Origin of the sequence: Streptomyces sp. TLI_105 (assembly GCF_900105415.1) — a bacterium.
Classification (GTDB): domain Bacteria; phylum Actinomycetota; class Actinomycetes; order Streptomycetales; family Streptomycetaceae; genus Streptomyces.
Map to the genome: position 1 here is coordinate 4345333 of NZ_FNSM01000001.1, position 16561 is coordinate 4361893.

18 protein-coding genes and 2 pseudogenes are annotated in these 16561 nt (G+C 70.7%); 6 read left to right on the forward strand and 14 right to left on the reverse strand.

What is annotated here, in order from left to right; all coding sequences use genetic code 11:
• Positions 1–59 precede the first annotated feature (59 nt).
• A complete protein-coding gene (locus BLW86_RS19850) occupies positions 60–275 on the forward strand; it encodes a DUF6243 family protein (RefSeq protein WP_093875277.1) in 216 nt (71 codons plus the stop codon).
• Between the two features lie 437 nt (positions 276–712).
• Here the strand turns inward: BLW86_RS19850 and BLW86_RS19855 are convergent, their stop codons facing one another.
• From BLW86_RS19855 to BLW86_RS19880, 6 genes are all read right to left on the reverse strand, one after another.
• Entirely contained in the window at positions 713–1369 is a 657-nt protein-coding gene (locus tag BLW86_RS19855; RefSeq protein WP_093875278.1) for a contact-dependent growth inhibition system immunity protein, read from the reverse strand.
• A 13-nt stretch (positions 1370–1382) separates the two neighbouring features.
• Positions 1383–1682 carry an RNase A-like domain-containing protein gene (locus BLW86_RS19860; RefSeq protein WP_093875279.1) on the reverse strand — a complete coding sequence of 100 codons (300 nt, stop codon included), beginning with the start codon at positions 1680–1682 and terminating at the stop codon, positions 1383–1385.
• A gap of 61 nt (positions 1683–1743) precedes the next feature.
• Positions 1744–2304: a hypothetical protein gene (locus tag BLW86_RS19865; protein ID WP_093878755.1), complete on the reverse strand. Its 561-nt coding sequence runs from the start codon at positions 2302–2304 to the stop codon at positions 1744–1746.
• A gap of 45 nt (positions 2305–2349) precedes the next feature.
• Positions 2350–4119 carry an RNase A-like domain-containing protein gene (locus tag BLW86_RS19870; protein ID WP_093875280.1) on the reverse strand — a complete coding sequence of 590 codons (1770 nt, stop codon included), beginning with the start codon at positions 4117–4119 and terminating at the stop codon, positions 2350–2352.
• Positions 4119–4424 carry a WXG100 family type VII secretion target gene (locus BLW86_RS19875; protein ID WP_093875281.1) on the reverse strand — a complete coding sequence of 102 codons (306 nt, stop codon included), beginning with the start codon at positions 4422–4424 and terminating at the stop codon, positions 4119–4121. The genes BLW86_RS19870 and BLW86_RS19875 overlap by 1 nt, the downstream gene beginning before the upstream one ends.
• Before the next feature lie 19 nt (positions 4425–4443).
• Positions 4444–4845, reverse strand: coding sequence for a WXG100 family type VII secretion target (locus tag BLW86_RS19880; protein ID WP_093875282.1), 402 nt, complete (start codon positions 4843–4845; stop codon positions 4444–4446).
• A gap of 369 nt (positions 4846–5214) precedes the next feature.
• Here BLW86_RS19880 and BLW86_RS44055 point away from each other — a divergent pair.
• A pseudogene (locus tag BLW86_RS44055) lies at positions 5215–5338 on the forward strand (DUF6243 family protein); the annotation flags it as partial.
• A gap of 521 nt (positions 5339–5859) precedes the next feature.
• Here the strand turns inward: BLW86_RS44055 and BLW86_RS19890 are convergent.
• Both BLW86_RS19890 and BLW86_RS19895 read right to left on the reverse strand, forming a co-directional pair.
• Entirely contained in the window at positions 5860–6081 is a 222-nt protein-coding gene (locus tag BLW86_RS19890) for a hypothetical protein (RefSeq protein ID WP_093875284.1), read from the reverse strand.
• A gap of 285 nt (positions 6082–6366) precedes the next feature.
• Positions 6367–7224, reverse strand: coding sequence for a hypothetical protein (locus tag BLW86_RS19895; protein WP_177181702.1), 858 nt, complete (start codon positions 7222–7224; stop codon positions 6367–6369).
• Between the two features lie 612 nt (positions 7225–7836).
• Between BLW86_RS19895 and BLW86_RS19900 the strand changes: the two genes are divergently transcribed.
• Entirely contained in the window at positions 7837–9111 is a 1275-nt protein-coding gene (locus tag BLW86_RS19900) for a M23 family metallopeptidase (protein WP_256341361.1), read from the forward strand.
• Positions 9112–9377: 266 nt separating this feature from the next.
• Here the strand turns inward: BLW86_RS19900 and BLW86_RS19905 are convergent, their stop codons facing one another.
• From BLW86_RS19905 to BLW86_RS19925, 5 genes and pseudogenes are all read right to left on the reverse strand, one after another.
• Positions 9378–10577 (reverse strand): PP2C family protein-serine/threonine phosphatase, encoded by a 1200-nt coding sequence (locus tag BLW86_RS19905; RefSeq protein ID WP_093875285.1) that lies wholly within the window; start codon positions 10575–10577, stop codon positions 9378–9380.
• Positions 10578–10772: 195 nt separating this feature from the next.
• A complete protein-coding gene (locus BLW86_RS19910; RefSeq protein ID WP_093875286.1) occupies positions 10773–11042 on the reverse strand; it encodes a hypothetical protein in 270 nt (89 codons plus the stop codon).
• Between the two features lie 42 nt (positions 11043–11084).
• Entirely contained in the window at positions 11085–11369 is a 285-nt protein-coding gene (locus BLW86_RS19915; RefSeq protein ID WP_256341362.1) for a hypothetical protein, read from the reverse strand.
• A gap of 112 nt (positions 11370–11481) precedes the next feature.
• Positions 11482–11691, reverse strand: a complete 210-nt coding sequence (locus BLW86_RS19920) for a hypothetical protein (protein WP_093875287.1) — start codon at positions 11689–11691, stop codon at positions 11482–11484.
• Positions 11692–11695: 4 nt separating this feature from the next.
• Positions 11696–12285 (reverse strand): annotated as a pseudogene (locus BLW86_RS19925) (DUF5994 family protein).
• A gap of 306 nt (positions 12286–12591) precedes the next feature.
• Here BLW86_RS19925 and BLW86_RS19930 point away from each other — a divergent pair.
• From BLW86_RS19930 to BLW86_RS42085, 3 genes are read left to right on the forward strand one after another with little or no spacing between them, the layout of a single operon-like run.
• Positions 12592–13083 (forward strand): DUF5994 family protein, encoded by a 492-nt coding sequence (locus BLW86_RS19930; protein WP_093875288.1) that lies wholly within the window; start codon positions 12592–12594, stop codon positions 13081–13083.
• A complete protein-coding gene (locus BLW86_RS19935) occupies positions 13080–13436 on the forward strand; it encodes a PRC-barrel domain-containing protein (protein WP_093875289.1) in 357 nt (118 codons plus the stop codon). Before BLW86_RS19930 ends, BLW86_RS19935 begins: the two co-directional genes overlap by 4 nt.
• A 28-nt stretch (positions 13437–13464) precedes the next feature.
• Positions 13465–13635, forward strand: coding sequence for a hypothetical protein (locus BLW86_RS42085; protein ID WP_177181703.1), 171 nt, complete (start codon positions 13465–13467; stop codon positions 13633–13635).
• A gap of 301 nt (positions 13636–13936) precedes the next feature.
• Here BLW86_RS42085 and BLW86_RS19940 read toward each other — a convergent pair whose 3' ends face one another.
• Complete coding sequence (locus BLW86_RS19940; protein ID WP_093875290.1) at positions 13937–16495, reverse strand: ABC transporter permease; 2559 nt, start codon at positions 16493–16495, stop codon at positions 13937–13939.
• Between the last annotated feature and the right edge of the window lie 66 nt (positions 16496–16561).

A 16561-nucleotide genomic window follows, 5' to 3' on the forward strand; every position in this document is an offset into this window, starting at 1 on the left:
CCGCGCCCGTCCCCCACCGTGACTCAGCAGATCACTTCACCTCATCACCGGGAGAACCCGTGACCGACAGCAAGAACATCAACAACCCCGTGGGCCAGGGCGGCGGCCAGCGCAAGAAGCTGTCCCGCGCCGAACGGCAGAACAACGGTCCGCATCGCAACCTCGACCGCCAGGGTGCCGCCGACCGGAAGGCGGAGCTGTTGCGCAAGATGCGCGAGAAGACTCGCGCGGCTGAGGGCGCCGGGCAGACGGACGACGACACCGCACAGAGCTGACGCACAGCCGCCGCGGGGCGGCACCGCTCGGAACAGGGCCCGGACCTCGATACGCGGTCCGGGCCCTGCCGCCGCACCGGGGGTCCTGGCCCAGCTCGCTCCTCTCCGTGGGAAGAGGGGTGAAGAGGCCCGGACGACGACGAAGGCCCTGGTCTCTGACCAGGGCCTTCGTTCAAGAGCGGCCGACGGGAATCGAACCCGCGCCACAAGCTTGGGAATCACCGTCACCCAGCTCGATCACCCTGCTTCTGACCAGCGGAAACACGTTCTGGCGGCATTCATCCCGCAGGCCGTGGGCACCCGTGTAGACCGCTGTCGTCCGTCCTGGAGGGCACGGTCGGGGCACGGGAGAGGACTGCTGCCACGACCCGCCGAGGGCCTGCTGGGTGGCCACGACTCCGCACAGAAGGAGCTGTGGGCCGGCGTCCAGGGTCGGGTCAGACGCCGGACAGCGTCGTCGCCACCGACTGGAACCAGGCGCCGTAGGAGAACGGTTCGGGCGGGCCGACCTCCATGCCGAGTTCGGCGGCGGCCAGGGCGTAGTCGCCCTCGTCCAGGGGGAGGGCGAGCAGCTCGTGGAGCTCGCCCACGAGGCGTGCGACCAGCTGGGGGTGGGTGGTGGCGGCGTAGTCGGCGACGGCGGCGTCGTGGTCGGGGAACTCGTCGACGATGTCTTGCGAGAACCAGCCGCCGAGCAGTTGCGCGGTCTCGGGAAAGCGCGCATGCCACTCCCAGCGCGTCTGCGGGGACGCAGGCTCAGGAACGTCGCCCTCCTCGATGCTCGTCTTCAGGTGATCGGCCAGTACCGTCAGCCAGCCACCGATCTCCGACTGGGGCATCCCGGTGTCCGGGATGGCGTAGAACTCGCCCAGCTCCCGCCGGATGGGGCCCGGGGGATTACGGCTGTACTCGCGCAGCTGGCGCTCCGCCTCCGCGATGGCCGAGGGGCGGGTGTGCCAGGTGTGCCGGAGGTAGGCATCAAGGGCTCGGCTGCGCCGTTCCGGGGTGTCGTCGGCCGACTGCCCCAGGTACGCGCGCATCACCTGGTCCAGCTCGCCGTACCGGCGGTCGTGTTCGAGGGGCTTCATGGACATGTGTGTGCGGCCCCTACAGGTAGAACGGAACGGTCGTGTGGACGACGAAGCCGTGCGGGCTCGACGGCTCTCGGCGCAGCACCACGCGCGCCGCGCGGACGTCGACGGGTCCGTGCCCGGCCAGCAGGTCGCCTTCGAGCTGGACCCGGCCCACGGGTTCCTCGCGGGAGGGCCAGGCGGCCTCGATGGTGAGGCGGGCCCGGGTGCCCTGGGCGAGCCAGCGGTGGACGGCCTGCTCGTTGGCGGTCACCACCTGCTGGGTGGCCCATTGGGCGGTCTCCCGGTCGGGATAGGAAGCGGAACGGGTGAGCACGGGGGTTCCTCTCGAAGCACCTGGTCAGGTGCTGCGCTTGTACGGGCCGGCGGCAGCCGGATCAGTAGTCGGAGAAGTTCCAGAACACGCCCACCTCGGTGTCGGAGACGACGACCAGGCCGCAGTCCTCCGAGTGGACGCTCAGCGGGCTGTACTCAAAGCCCTCCACGGTGAAGTCGAGTGCGCCGGGAGTGTCGCCCTTGCTGACATTGGTGTGATAGGTGGCCTCGTCCCCGTAACGCGCGAGGATCGTGCGCGCCATTTTCCGCAGTTCCTCCTCGCTCTCTGTGAAGCGCCTCAGGTTGGACAGGGTGCAGCGGTCGTCCGTGAGGGCCAGGAGCAGGTTCTCGGCACTGTCCCGGCCGATCTCCTTGAGGTGCTGCGCGACGTACTCCGGGGGGTGGACGGCGAAGGGGTACGCGGGGGACCCCTCGCGCTCCGGGGCCTGTGCCGCGTCGTCGAGACCGGCCCAGCCCCGCGGATCCGGGACCGCCCGGGCCATCAGCGCGAGGACGTCGAGGACCCAGTTCTCGTGGTGACGCGGGCCCGTGGCGTCGTACGGGTACGCGTCCTCGTACAGGTGGCGTACCGCGGCTTCCCAGGACGTCTGGTCGACGGGCATGTGGTGCTGGCCTTTCTCGGCGGGCGGGACCCGGGGGGACACGCCCTAGGACTTGGAGGGCATCGACGTCATGACGGTGAACGGCGGGGTGCGACTGCTGTCGTACCTGATCCGCGTGTCGATGCCGGTCACGTCGTACGCCTTGGCATTGATACCGCCCTGCTTGTACCCGGACAGCGGGTCGTTCGGGTCCACCGGCTGCTTGCTCACGCTGCGGCCGCTGGTCTCGCCGGGGGGCGCTGTCGCGTAGAACGACTTGACGTCGCCGTCGGACGGCGGAGGCGGGCCCGTGATCCACGCCTGGATGTCGGCCTTGTTCTTGTTGAGGTTGTACTCGGTCAGCTCCTCCGCCCGCTGGTAGTCGGGGAAGGCGGAGGAGCTGCTGGGCATCGGCTTGCCGTGCGGCCAGGCTTGCGTCGGACCGTTCGACTGCTGGTCACGCAGGCGCTGGGCGAGCTGCTCGTCCGTCTTGCCGACGTGCTTGTCCAGGGTGTGGCCGTCCCCCATGTACTCATTGGCGCCGAGGTTCAGGTCGTAGTTGCCGTTCGAGTCGACCTTCAGCCAGACCTGCGAGTCCTTGAACTCCTCCAGGGCCCGCATGCCGAAGCCGTGCGCACGGGCGACGCCGGCCTCGAACTTGGGAGCGCTCAGGTACGCCTCGTCCAGCGGTCCCTTCAGCGCCTCCATGCGGGTGGTCAGCCCGTCCAGGATGCCCGTGTACGTGTTGACGATCCGGTTCAGTTTGGCCGTGTCGATGTTGAGCACGGTCTTGACGTCGAACGACAGGAGCAGGCCCGCCCCCTTGCCGATGACCGACGTGACCTTGCCGAGGAGGTCCTTGGGGTTCTTGGGCTTCTCCAGGTCGTCGATGATCTCCTTGGCGGCCTTCCGCATGGCGCGCTTGAGTTCGTCCGCGACGTCGCGGTTCAGGTCGACGGCGGCTTCGGCGTACTCGCGCAGGATGGTGGCGATGTTGTCGGCCGTGTCCTTCAATACGGCCAGGACGGGCTCGCTGCCCGTGGGAACACGGGGCGTGCCCGGTCCGGAGTTCGCGGTCTGCCCCCACTGGTAGCCGTGCCGCTGCTTTCCCCATGCCGTCCCGCCCCAGAGGGCGCTGCAGAAGGTCCGCATGGCGGCTTCCCAGTCGGCCTGCTGGTGGTTGGTGATGGCGCCGACGGCCTGGGTGAGCTGGTCCGCCCCCAACGACGCGCAGATGGAGACGTTCATCCAGCTGTGGCACAGTGAGTTGAGGTAGTGCTGCTGCGGGAAGGGGTGGACGTCCGCCACCCTGCCGACCCGGAACACGTGTTTGCACAGCGGCTGGAGGACGTCCCGGACGATCTCGGGGATGAGCTCCATCGCGCCGCGCAGGATGTCGTCGCCGCCGTCGTCGTCGCCCCACTTGATGTCGGGTATCGAGCCGAACTTCGGGGCCTGGTCGATGACCGCGGGGCGGGGGCGCTGCTCGGGGGTGACCCCGGGCTTCGGATTGGCCGCCGTGTCCGCCTGGGTGTAGGCGTTGGCCGTCTCGGTGAATCCGACGGCGACGCCGCCGACGCTGAGCACGGACTTGCCCCAGACCTCCAGCCAGCGGTCGCCGATCTTCTTGTACGCCTGAGCGAACTTCTGGGCCTCGCTGCCGGCGCCTCCGGCATCGGGGTATTCGCGCAGCTCCTCCAGGAGCTTGTTGGCCCCGCGCACGAGGAAGTCCTGTTGCGCGGCGACCCGTCCGGAGACCGACCAGAGGTCGCTCGGCTTGACGTCGATGGTGCCGTTGCCGCCCGGTGACTGGGCGGGAGCGGACGGGCCGGCCATCAGGCGCCGCCTCCCCAGCCTTCGAGCACGGACCTGTTGGCCGCGGCGTAGTTGAGGTGCCCCTTGGTCACGACCTCGTGGAGCCAGGCCTGACTGGCCTTCAGATCGCCGGCGGAGCGGCTCCACTTGTCCAGCTCGTCGATGAAGGCCTCACGGGCCTCGCCGTCCCAGCTGAGGACGACCTTGGCGGCCCGCCCGTACAGAGTGTCCAGCTTCTCGTTGAGGGTGCGGAGGATGTCCTCCAGGTCTCCCGAAAGGCGCTGCAGGGTGGCGAAGTCGACGGTGATGCGGTCTTCGTCCGGCATGATGCTGTTCCCCCGTGGTTCAGACGTCCAGAATGCGGCTCTGCGGCTGGTCGACGCCCGCTCCGGCGGTCCGGTCGGGCGTGGTGAGGGCTCGGGCCGCGGCGGAAACGTCCTCGCCTTCCTGCATCCGCCGGATCCGGGCCAGGGTGTCGAGCTCCCGCTCGGTGAAGCCGTCGCGCGAGGCGCGCATGGCCGCTTCGAGGAGGACCATCACCTGCCGGATGCGCACGGTGTCCTCGGCGACACCGCGGTGCAGGGAGCGGTACGCGGTGGCGGTGGGCCCCTGCCAGCCCGCGGCGATCCTGTCGACGACCTCGTCCATACGGCGGGTCTGCTGCTCCAGATGGCGCTGCATGGCGTCGAGGTCGTCGGCCAGCCTGGTGAGGCCATCCTCCGAGACGTCCAGGTCGGCGTTCCGCATCCTGAGCCCCCGCTCGCCGCGTCTTCGTATGCGTGTTCCCGCACGCGGCTGTCCACCTTAGGGGATGACCGATGTCGATCGGGGCGCAGGGCCGTGAAACAGCTGGAAAGCGACAGATCCGCAGCCCGCCCCCAGGACCCCGGTCTCCCTGCCAGGCAGCCACGGAGGGGACACGGCGACGGCTTCAAAGGGCCCATGACAACGCCTCCGGACGGCCCGGTAGCGCCCATCCGGACCGGCCCGCTCGCCGAGGGCCGGCGGCCGCCAGGGCGGCGAAAAGCTTGGCCTGCGGGGCCGACGGAACCGGGTGACGTCTCTGTCATGTTCTTCCAGGCGCTGATGTACGGCTGAAGGTGTGGCGAGCTCCCGCTGACGCCCCTCGTTGACAGCAAGGACATCAACAACTCCGTGGGCCAGGGCGGCGGCCGGCGCGAGAGGCTGTCCCGCGCCGAACGGCAGAACAACGGCCCGCACCGCAACCTCGACCGCCGGGTAGACGGACGACGACACCGCGCAGGGCTGACACGCCGCCGCGGGACGGCGCGGCTCTCGAACGGGTTCGGACAACAACGAAGCCCCAGGTCGCTGACCTGGGGCTTCGCAGAAGAGCGGATGAGGGAATCGAACCCGCGCTACAAGCTTGGGAATCACCCGGTACTTGAGGTTCATGTGGGTTCTGACCTGCGGAGATGTACCTCTCGAAGTCGATTCCGAGGGGTCCGGGTGTCCTCTGCTGACCGCTGTTCACCGTCGTGACTGGCACGTAGTGGCACGCGCTGCTCAGCGGGTGAAGCGCCGGGACCCGTTCGCGACCGCTGCCCTGTACCTCGTACGGAATGCCCGGAAGTCCGGTGCCTGGAAGGGATGTGTGGTGGGAGGTGGTGATGATGCTGCGGCGACACAGCGGGGCGCCCCTTCCGGAGCGGAGAACGGCGAGGTCAGGTCGATGAGAGGGCTCCTCTTCGGTGCGGGGCCGTGAACGGATCTGGTGTGCCGTGACCGGGCAAGGCAGCCCTACAGCTTGCTCATCTTGGCGTACGGACTCAGGATTCGCTCTTGCGTCGAGCCGAAATCCACGACCGCCGCGATCCCCTCCTCGATGCCGATGACCCGGCCGAGGCCGTACACGTCGTGTGTGACCTGGTCGCCTATGGCGAACTGCCTCGGAGGCGGCGTGACCGGGGCCTTGAAGGGACTGGTGGGCAAATAGCGCTTCGGTGCACCTGGCTTTGTCATTGCCGCCAGTATGTGCCCGCGCGTATCCGTGAGCTGCGGCCGCTCAGTCCGAAGCGCGAGGGCTGAAAGGGGCTCGACGAAAAAACAGCAGCCCCAGGTCGCTGACCTGGGGTTTCGCTGGCGAGTCCGCTGTTGAGCACGGTTGGCGCCTCTACTGGCACGTTGTGGCACGCCCTTCTCAGAGGCGCGGGCGGGGGGAAGCCGTCCCAGGTCACGTGCGGGTCATGGGGCGCGCCCGACCACCGGGGGTGCTTGCACCGCCGCCCCGAAGTGAGCGGTGGAGGCTTATGCGTCTTGCAGCAGGGTGTGCAGCGGATGAGCGGCTGCGTGCGCGAGGGGACGTGACAGGTGCAGGGCCGTGTGGAAGTGGCCGTCGGTCTCCTTGCCGCGGGGGTCGTCGCCGGCCGTGGACACCGCGGCGATGGCGTAGCGCTGTTCGTCGGCGTCGGTGAAGCGCCTCTGCGGGTACGTGCGGGACGTGTCCTTCTGCGTGGTCAGGCCGAACTCGGCCAGGCCGTCGGAGGTGTCCTTGTAGGGAACGGTCCGCAGGACGAGGGCGGCCACCCAGGGTGGCTCCTGCCTGCCCTCCAGGAGCGCCCGGAAGGTGCGGGCGGACAGGAAGGTCGCCCCGCCGGTCACGGTGATCAGGCGGGTGTCGCGGGTGGCCCGGCGCAGTGCCGGACTGGGCGGGGCGGTCTCCAGGTTCTCGGCGAATCCGTCGTCGAGCAGGCCGACCGCGCGGGCGTAGGCGATGGCCGGCGCGGAGATGTCGAGGCCGATGACGGGCACGGCGTCGGCGCGGCGACGTGCCGCGTAGTACCTGCGGTCCTCCTTGATCAGTTCGGCGGTCGTCAGCGGGGTGACCTGCGGTGAGGTGTAGTGGTCGTACAGCTCCTGAAGCGTCACGTGGTGGTTGAGCAAGGCCGCGTTGATGCCGTACGAGCAGCAGATGTCCAGCACCGTGGCCTGCGGCACGTCGTCCTGGCCGACCAGGCGACCGTGGTCCTCGGGAAAGCCGGCGAAAGGCAGAAGGCGGCGGAAGAGACGCTGGGCGTGATGGGGTGCCTGATAGTCCAGTGGTGCCAGGGTCGCGAAGTACGAACGTGGGTCCGGTCGGCCGTAGATGTCGTCGAAGCTGGTCATCTGCGCGGGTGTACCCGATGCGTGGGAGTTCCGAGCCGTGGTCACCAGAGCCTCCTTAGGCGGTCAGGCAGGCATAGCGCATCGCGGCGTCGGCAGGGAAGGGCGCCGGGTCCTGACCGCTCGGCTTCAGCCACATGAGGTCTGAGGAAGCCGGTCGCAGGGTCGTCCGTGCGGCCGTGATCGGTGAGATCGGGGGCACGCGAAGGGCACGCGGGTCCCGAGAGGTGGACAACGACGAAGACCCAGGTCGCTGACCTGGGTCTTCGTTCACGAGCGGATGACGGGAATCGAACCCGCGCCATAAGCTTGGGAATCACCGCTGCTTTGGTCGTCGATATGGCCTCTGACCTGCGGACATTCCTCTTCGCGGGTCCTTCCGGGGGGCTCTGCTCACCCCCGTGGTGACCGCTGTTCACCGCCCTGGAGGGCACGGATGGGGCACGTGCCGGCCCTCGCTCGGCGGCCCGGTGCGGCTGGACGGGTGGAGTTCGGAGCCCGACTCCTGCGCCGTCCGCCGGGAGCGTCCTTCGGCCGGATTACATGGGCCTGCGCCTCGGTGCGGGGCGTACCGGTGTCCTTCGCGGTCCCGGAACCGACGACTGGAAGAGCACCATGGCAGAGCGCCACCCTCGCAACCGCACCGGCCGCGGTCCGCTACGTCGCGGGCTCGCCGCCGCCGTGCTCGCGGTCGGCATGCTGACGGCTTCGACGGCCCCCGGGTACGGGACCGGCCCGGCCACGCCGGTGCCCGGCCCCCAGTTCACGCCGTTGACGGCGGCCGTGATGACCAAACCGGCGCCGTTCGACGCCACGGACGGCAAGACGCACCTCTCGTACGAACTGCTCACCACGAACGCACTGCCCCGCAGCGCCCGGGTGCGGCTGGACCGCGTCGAGGTCCGGGACGCCCGCACGCACCGGGTGGTGGGCTCGCTGAGCGGGCAGGCGCTGGCCGATGCCGCCAACCCGGTGGGCGACCCCCTGCCGGGTGCGGACGGGTACACGCCGGCGCCCCCCGGACCGACGCCGACCGTCATCCCGGGCTCCCAGCAGTGGGTCGTCTGGCTCGACCTGGTTCTCGACCGCGGTCAGTGGGTGCCCAAGGCCCTCGAACACCACCTCTCGGGAGCCGTCCTCACCGCCTCCGGCTCCTCCCCGTTCGAGGAGACGGTCCAGATCACCCGGACCGTCCGCACCGCGCCGCTGAACCTGGACGCGCCGGTCCGCCCCGGCACCTGGTACTCCAGCGAGTCGTGCTGCGGCAACACCCACCACCGCCGCGGCCTCGGCCCGATCAACGGCCGCTTCTACGTACCGCAGCGCTTCGCGATCGACTGGTACAAGGTCGGCGATCGGGGACAGACCTGGGAGGGCGACCCCGCGCGGCTCACCAGCTACCTGAGCTACCGGCAGCCGGTCGTGGCGGCGGCCGGTGGCAGGGTGGTGGAGGTCCAGGACGGGATCCCGGACAACACGCCGCCCGTCACGCCGCCGGTCCCGCCCATCGAGGAGACCGTCGGCAACCACGTCACCGTGGAGGTCGCGCCCGGCCGCTACCTGCTCTACGCCCACCTGAAGCCCGGCTCGCTCAGGGTCCGGGAGGGCGACCACGTCGAACCCGGCCGGGTCCTCGGGCTGATCGGCAACAGCGGCAACTCGACCACGCCGCACCTGCACTTCCAGGTGATGACCACGCCCGAGTTCTTCCCGACCGACAGCCCCCCGTTCACCTTCCGGAAGTTCCGCGTCGTCGGACAGGTCGAACCCCGCCTCTGGGACGACAACCTGGGCACCCAGCCGACCGGCGTCCTCCCGATCACGCCCTCGCCGTACGACGGACCCCACCGTGCGCGGTATCCGCTCGACCGCGAGGTGCTGGAGTTCTGACCGCTCCCGGCCCACCCCGGCGCGTGCCGCCCGGAGGGGTCCGGACGACGACGAAGGCCCTGGTCAGCGACCAGGGCCTTCGTTCAAGAGCGGATGACGGGAATCGAACCCGCGCCATGAGCTTGGGAATCACCCGGCACTTGGACCCGCGAAGCGCTTCTGACCCGCGCAAACGTTAGCCCGACGCCGCTTCTTCGCCGCCTGCTCGACTCCCTTGTCGTCCGCTGTGGACCGCCTCTACTGGCACGTTGTGGCACGGCGGCAGATCAGCCACGCCACTCCACCAGGACGAGAGTGGCGTCGTCCGAGGTGGCTTCACCGCGGGCTCGCTTGAGCGTATGGGACAGGTCCCGAGCCACCGCGCGGACTCCTCGGTCTGCCTTCTCCATCTGGTTCACCCAGTCGATCAACTGGTCCTCGCCGAATTGCTCCTGCCCGCTCTCGTGCTCCTCGACCAGACCGTCGGTGAAGCAGAGGATCCGGTCCCCGGGCGCGAGCTTCACCTCGCTGACCTGCGGTTGCGCTCCGCCGAAGCCGACGGGGAGGGTGGTGGGGCTGTCCAGGCGGCCCATGACACGGTGCTTGCGGATCAGGACGGGGGCGGGGTGTCCCGCGTTGACCCACTGGAGACGGCCGGTGGTCGTGTCCAGCCGCATCATCTGCGCCGTGACGAAGTGGTCGGGGGCGAACTGCTCGGCCACGGCCCGGTCCATGAAGAGGTAGATCTCGGACAGCTCGACGCTGAGGCGGCGGGCGTGCCGGTAGGCGCCGATGGCGACGGTGGCCAGGGTGGCCGCGTTCAGGCCGTGGCCCATGGCGTCGATCACGGCGAGGTGGAAGGTGTCGCCGTTCAGGGCGTAGTCGAAGCTGTCGCCGGCCACGTCGTAGGCGGGCTCCAGGACTCCGGCGACGGCGACGCGCGACATGGTCATGGTCAGCGGCGGCAGGAGCGACCACTGGATCTCGGCGGCGACGCTCATCGGCTCGCCGCGGCGGGCGCGGAAGAAGAGGTCGGTGTGGTTGTTCTTGGTCTGCAGCAGATCGGCGACCAGCCCCGCGATCCTGCGCAGGAGGCGGCGGTCGTCGTCGTCGACCGCGTCCAGGGTGACGGCCAGGACGCCGGCCTGGTCACCGCCGTCCAGCAGCGGTAGGTGGACGCGTACCCCGTCGGCCAGCGCCAGCTCGACCGGGCGCGAGGTGAGGAAACACCTGCCGGCATCCGAACCGTCGATGGACAGCGGCTCGCCGCCCCTCAGCCCTTCGGCGAGCAGGGGAACCAGCCTCTGTTGCCCGTAGTCCTGAAGCAGGATCTGCGGATTCCTGCCCCCCAGCCGGCCCATCGTCTCGGCGACGACCAGCCCGACGCGATGGGGCGGCAGCTCGTGGGCCCGGTCCAGGATCGTTCCCAGGAGCCCCTCCCCGAAGCTCTCCGAGCGATCGGGTTTCCCGAGCCGTCCGAGGATCATCCCGTTGCCTCCAACCGAGCGGCGATGACCTCGCCCGGTCCTGCCGTACGGGGCGGGCGTCGCGACCGCGCGGCGACCGGGTACCGGAGCGGCCCGCACCAGAGATGTGGCCTCCAGGATGCTCCTCGGCGGCAGGTCACGCCACAGGGACGCCGTGCGGGGACACAGGTTGCCGGTGACCGGAGGCGGACCGGTTCAGCCGCCCTCCTCCTCCGCTTCCATGGGGCGGATGCCCTGGTGGGTGAGCGAGACCATCGCGGGTGTGTTTCCCGGCTCCCAGTCGACGGTGACCAGCCCCTCGCCCGCGAGGTAGGAGCAGGCGGCGGCGAGATCCTGCTCCGGGACGCGCAGGTCGTGGTTGAGCGCGGCTCCGGTGACGCCGAGCAGGCGGTTGCCTTCGGCGGCCGTGTAGAGGGCCTGGAGGATCTGCCGGCGGTACCGCTGCCGCTCGTGGAGTGTCGCCATGGCCGCGTGGTCCTGTCGTCGTGCGGTGTCGTTCGTGGCCGGTCAGGGCTCCTCGGTGTGGGGGCCGGTGCCGGTGGGCGGTCTGCTGGTGGCGAGCCAGGTGCGGGCGGGTCCGGCGGCGGTCTCGGTGTCGACCGTGAGGTGGAGCCGTGTGCCGCCGCCCGGCACGGGGTAGCTGCGCTGCTCCGCGCCGGCGAAGCACCGGCGGATCACTTCGGCGACCGCGCGGGCGGCCTCGGGCGTGGCGGAGACGATACGGATCTCGGCGTGTTCGGCCTGCGGCAGTGGTTCGTTCTCGGGCAGTGGTTCGTTCTCGGTGGGGTGCAAGACGGCGTGCTCCGTTCGGGACAAAAGCGAGAGGCCGGCGGGTGGGTTGTCCCGGGTGTCGGGTGCCCCACCCGCGGCCTTCGGCCGGAGGAGTGGTCTGAGGTCAGGCAGATCAGGGCCAGGTGCCCGTAGGCCGACGATCGGCGATCCGTTCGGGCGGCCTGGGATGGCTGTGGCCGGGGGGACGGCTGAGGGAGGGGTAGGGGTCGCTGAAGTGGCGGGCCACTATGCGTGCGTCGTGCTGGGCGTTCAGCCGGTGGATCAGGCGTGTGCCGAGCACGATCAGAAGTGCGCCTGCCAGGAGCGTGATCACGATCTCCATGTCCTCACCTCCCGGTGTGTCCCGGCAGCGGGATCATCCGTGCGCCGACGACGGGGTGCGCCGCTGGGTGCGACCGGCGCGCCGGGGCGGCCCCGCCGTCGTTCTCCCAGGCGTCTTCGCTGCTCCGCGCCTCCCCCATACGGCGGCCGGTCGCGGCCTCGTCGGACATCAGCCCACCTGCGGAGAGGATGCTTCCGGGGAGGGCGGCGGCGGTCATCAGCCGGGCCGCGGAGGCGGGTTCGGTCTCGGGCGGAATCACGAGCAGGTCGCAGCGGCCGGTCGTGTAGGACAGCAGGATGATCTTGTCCGGGTCCTGCTCGGTGAACCAGCCCACGTGCAGCACGCGGCCGGTGACGGCGACCTTTGCGGGACGACGGGCCAGCGGCCGGGATTCACCAGGACGCGGGTGATGCGGCCCCAGCGTCCTTCGAGGGCGTCGGCCAGCGCCGACAGCTCGGCTGCCAGGTCGCGTGAACGGGGCCACCAGGCGCCGTCGAGCCGACCGGCAAGAGTGGTCTTCGGAGTGAGCGACAAGCGGGCCGGAAGTCCTGGGGTGAGGGCGCGGTTCGCCGTCCTGTCGAGGGTGGCGGTCATGGCGGACCTGCCCCCGGGCTGCCCGTCGGCAGCCCGGTTTTTCGTGTTCCCCGGAAATGACACCTGCGTGGAAGCTGGTGCTCGAAGTACTTCCGGTACTTCCAGCGTACGTCTGATCAGCCCATTCTCGGCCCGATACGGGGAGAGACTTCCGGTTCGTACGAATGAGTGTGCGGCGCCGGGCGGACACGCGGGAGCCGGCGTTACCGTGAGATGACGGCACAGTCGCCCCGCCAGCGGCTGGTCCCCCCTCAGGCGCAGCCGTGGCGGGCCGCGGCAGCTCACCCGTAGACGAGCGGATCCATCATGGCCGACTCCGACATCCCGACCCCCTTGCTCCTGCCGGACGAGATCCACCAGGCGGTGCGCCCCGGTACGGCTCTGCTCCGGCTGGAGACGACGCACTCCCGGCAGGGCGTCCTCGACGGGGCGTGGTGGCCGCGCACGCGCGAGGTGGAGCAGGAGGTTCCCGCGCTGGTGTCCGTCCTGTCCGAGCACCTCGGACCCATCATCCGGGTCGGCCTGGACGCCACCGCGTGGGACGGGATTCCGACCCGGCTGGTCATCGACGACCGGGTCGTCCACCTCGACTCCTTCCCCGTCGGCGACGACACCGTCCTGATCACCCGTGGCGACAAGGACCACTTCGCGCTGATGGTGGTGCCGCCGGACACGGAACCCGGTGCCGCCCGCACGGCCATGGCCCGCGCGGTCCACGCCGACAACATCACGCAGGCCACCGAGCTCCTCGTAGCCACGCTTCCCGCACCGACGACCGAGCAGGGAGGAGCGGCATGATCCAGACAGCGGACATCCGCGAGTGGCGCAACCAGGACGTGGTGGACCCCGGTGGCCACAAGATCGGCGAACTGGAATCCGTCTACGTCGACACCAGCACCGACGAGCCGGCCATGGCCACGGTCCGCGTCGGCCTGCCCACCCGGCACCGCCTGGTGTTCGTCCCCCTGGAGGGAGCGACGGTGGGGCCGGGGTACGTGCGGGTCGCCCACGACAGGAAACTGGTGAAACAGAGCCCCTCCATCGGCCCGGACGACGTCCTGCCCTTCGAGGACGAGGAAGCCGTCTTCCGCCACTACGGCCTCGTCTACGAACCCGGTGCGAGCGGCGAACGGCAACTCGCCCGACGCTGAGCCCCCGACCGCCGGGGAGGCGGCCCCCATGACACTCTTCCTCGCTTTGATCATCATCGCGATCGTTCTGGGCCTCATCGGCGCCGTCGCCGACGGACTCCTCTTCCTCCTCTTCATCGGCATCGCGGTACTCGTGGCAGACCTCCTCTACATGGCCCTGCGCACCCGCCACTCCGCCCGCCACCGCCCGCTCCGGTGACCGCGGGGACGGCCTGGAAGGTCTGCACGACGACGAAGCCCCAGGTCGCTGACCTGGGGCTTCGTTCAAGAGCGGATGACGGGAATCGAACCCGCGCTATGAGCTTGGGAATCACCGTCGCTCGGACCACCAAGCCGCCTCTGAGCTGGTGTTTCTCTCGCTGATGCGGGTGTGCGGCGGCCTGCTCGACACCGCTGGTGACCGTAGTTCACCGCTCCGGAGGGCACGGCTGGGACACGCCGGGGCGGGACGCGATCCGGTCCGCCCCTGGCACCGGCCGCCGCGGACCCGTTGCCGGACGTCAGGTGTGGGCGGCCGCCTCCAGAGGGCTCAGGGCGGCTGCACGGCGGGCCGGGACGGCGGCCGCGAGGACGCCGACCGCGAGAGAGAGCAGGCACACCAGGAGCAGGGTCCCCCAGGGCGGGGCCAGGGTGTACTGGTCGATGGCGCCGTTGGCGAGGGAGCCGACCGCCCAGGCGCCGAACAGGCCGCCCGCCAGACCCAGGAGGGTTCCGAAACCGGCGACCGTCAGGGCCTCCAGGCGGATCATGCGGCGGATGCCGGCGCGGTCCATGCCGAGCGCGCGCAGGGCGCCGATCTCGCGGGTGCGTTCGGCGACCGACATGGCCAGCGTGTTCACGATGCCGAGGGCGCTGATGACGACCCCGATGCCGAGCATGCCGTACATCACGTCCAGCAGGTCGCCCATGGTGCCCGCGGCCTCGCGGACGAGCTGTTCGCGGTCCTGCACCGTGAGGAGGGGGTTGTTGCCGACGGCGGTGCGCAGCCGGTTCTCCAGCGCCGCCGTCGCCGGGCCGTCGGTGCGCAGGAGCACGCGCTGGACGGAGCCGGGCAGGAAACTGTGCGCCGCGACCTCGCCGCGGCTGCCGAGCGCGTCGCGGGCGATGGGGTTGTCCCGGTAGACGCCCACGATCTCGTACGGGGTGGGCTTCCCCGCGCGGCCCATCTGGACGTTCAACCGGCCGCCGGTGGTCACGCCGCTCTCCCGGGCGAAGGTGGTGGAGACGGCGATCCGCCCCGGTGCCAGGTCCTCGGCGGAGCCGGAGACGAAGTCGAGCTTCATCGTGTCGCGGACGGTGGCGGGGTCGACGCCGGAGACCTGCCGGACGCCGCTGCCGCTGAACAGGGTGGAGTCGGTGATCGAGTGCGCGGCGCGCACGCCGGCGGTCTCGGCCAGCCGTCGTACGGCGGCTGGGTCGATGCCCGTCATGGTGGAGCGCGTGCTGACGACGTGGTCGGCGCCGAGCCCGGCCGCGGCCTGGCGGTCGAGTGCCTGTCCGGTGGAGTGTCCGATGGCGGCGAGGCCGGTGACGAGGCCGGTGCTGATGAGCAGGGTGGCGGCAGTGGCCGCCGTGCGGCGCGGGTCGCGCAGGGCGTTCTCCCGGGCGAGGCGGCCGGTGACGCCGAAGCGCCCGGTCAGCCGGCCCGTCAGCCGGATCACCGGGGCGGCGAGCAGCGGCGCGAGCGCGAGCAGGCCGGCGGCGAACAGGCCGCAGCCGGCCATGGCGTCGCGCAGGTTCTCCTCCGAGGCGTCCTTCGCCCCGCTGAGCGAGATCAGCCAGCCGGCGCCGAGGGTGAGGAGGACGAGGCCCACCGTGCCCCGCAGCCGGAACCGCTGTGCCACAGCCGGCCGTTCGGCCGTGCGCAGCGCCTCCATGGGCGAGGTCCTGGCGGCCAGGCGGGAGGGCAGCCACGCGGCGAGCACGGTGACGCCGACGCCCACGCCGAGCGCCGCCACGACCGAGCGCGGGCCGATCACCAGGGGGCCGCTGGGCAGGGCGCTGTCACCGCCGAGGACGTGGGGCAGCACCGCCGCGATGCCGAGCCCGAGCAGGAAGCCGGCCACCGAGGCGGCCAGGCCGACCACCAGGGCCTCCAGGAGGACGGAGCGCGACACCTGACGGCGCGAGGCGCCGATCGCCCGGAGCAGCGCGGTCTCGCGGGTGCGCCGCTTCACGAGCATGGTGAAGGTGTTGACGATGAGGAACGAGCCGATGAAGAGGGAGACCCCGGCGAAGACCATCGGCACCTTCTCGTAGCCGCGGGTCAGGGTGTCGACGAGGATGGCCTGCTGGGCCGCCTGGGCCTGGCCCGTGGTGGCCTCGGCACGGTCCGCGGGCAGCACGGCCGTGACCCGGTCCGCGAGTTCGTACGCGGTGGTGCCGGGCGTGGCGGTCAGGTCGATGCCTGTGTAGTGACCGGGAGTGGCGAACAGCTTCTGTGCGGTCGCCTTGTCGAAGAGGACGAGGGTGCCGCCGGCGGTGACCCGGGTGTCGTCCGTGGTGACGATGCCGACAAGCCGCGCGGTCATGACCGGACCGTCCGTGGCCAGGGTGACCGTGTCGCCGAGCCGGAGGCCGCCCGCGGCGGCGGTGCCGCCGTCCACGGCGATCTCGCCGCTGTGTGCGGGGGCGCGGCCCTCGGCCAGCGGATAGCGGCTGTCCTTGCCGTCCTGGTCCGGTATGTACGTGCCGGCCAGGTTCGACCAGGCCCGGCCGGCCCTCAGCGGCCTGCCGTCCGCCGCGTTCAGGGTCGCCGAGCCGTCGGCCGACGGCCGTACGGCGGCGACACCGGGCACCCGGGCCAGCTGGGCGACCAGCGCGTCGTCGAGCACGCCGGCCCGCGATCCGCCGTCCGCACCGGGTTCGGGAGCCCTCTCGGTCACCGTGACGTCGATACCGGCGAAGGTCTTCGACGCGGCGGCGCGGTGGGCGGCGGCGGTGGAGTCCGCGAAGACGAGGGTGCCGCTGACGAACGCGACGCCCAGGCAGACGGCGAGGACGGTCATGGCCAGCCGGGCCTTGTGGGCCAGGAGGTTGCGCAGAGCTGTTCTCAACATGGGGTTTCCGGGCTTTCCGAGGGATTCCGGGGAGGTCGGGCTTCCCCGGGCGGTACGGGATGGGCG

Coding starts and splice junctions, on each gene's coding strand:
- BLW86_RS19880 (WP_093875282.1), bottom strand. CDS start 4,845: ATGCGGAACGCCGACCTGGACGTCTCGGAGGATGGCCTCACCAGGCTG.
- BLW86_RS19870 (WP_093875280.1), bottom strand. CDS start 4,119: ATGGCCGGCCCGTCCGCTCCCGCCCAGTCACCGGGCGGCAACGGCACC.
- BLW86_RS19935 (WP_093875289.1), top strand. CDS start 13,080: ATGATCCAGACAGCGGACATCCGCGAGTGGCGCAACCAGGACGTGGTG.
- BLW86_RS19910 (WP_093875286.1), bottom strand. CDS start 11,042: ATGGCGACACTCCACGAGCGGCAGCGGTACCGCCGGCAGATCCTCCAG.
- BLW86_RS19905 (WP_093875285.1), bottom strand. CDS start 10,577: ATGATCCTCGGACGGCTCGGGAAACCCGATCGCTCGGAGAGCTTCGGG.
- BLW86_RS19940 (WP_093875290.1), bottom strand. CDS start 16,495: ATGTTGAGAACAGCTCTGCGCAACCTCCTGGCCCACAAGGCCCGGCTG.
- BLW86_RS19855 (WP_093875278.1), bottom strand. CDS start 1,369: ATGTCCATGAAGCCCCTCGAACACGACCGCCGGTACGGCGAGCTGGAC.
- BLW86_RS19895 (WP_177181702.1), bottom strand. CDS start 7,224: ATGACCAGCTTCGACGACATCTACGGCCGACCGGACCCACGTTCGTAC.
- BLW86_RS19930 (WP_093875288.1), top strand. CDS start 12,592: ATGGCCGACTCCGACATCCCGACCCCCTTGCTCCTGCCGGACGAGATC.
- BLW86_RS19865 (WP_093878755.1), bottom strand. CDS start 2,304: ATGCCCGTCGACCAGACGTCCTGGGAAGCCGCGGTACGCCACCTGTAC.
- BLW86_RS19875 (WP_093875281.1), bottom strand. CDS start 4,424: ATGCCGGACGAAGACCGCATCACCGTCGACTTCGCCACCCTGCAGCGC.
- BLW86_RS42085 (WP_177181703.1), top strand. CDS start 13,465: ATGACACTCTTCCTCGCTTTGATCATCATCGCGATCGTTCTGGGCCTC.
- BLW86_RS19890 (WP_093875284.1), bottom strand. CDS start 6,081: ATGACAAAGCCAGGTGCACCGAAGCGCTATTTGCCCACCAGTCCCTTC.
- BLW86_RS19920 (WP_093875287.1), bottom strand. CDS start 11,691: ATGGAGATCGTGATCACGCTCCTGGCAGGCGCACTTCTGATCGTGCTC.
- BLW86_RS19900 (WP_256341361.1), top strand. CDS start 7,837: ATGGCAGAGCGCCACCCTCGCAACCGCACCGGCCGCGGTCCGCTACGT.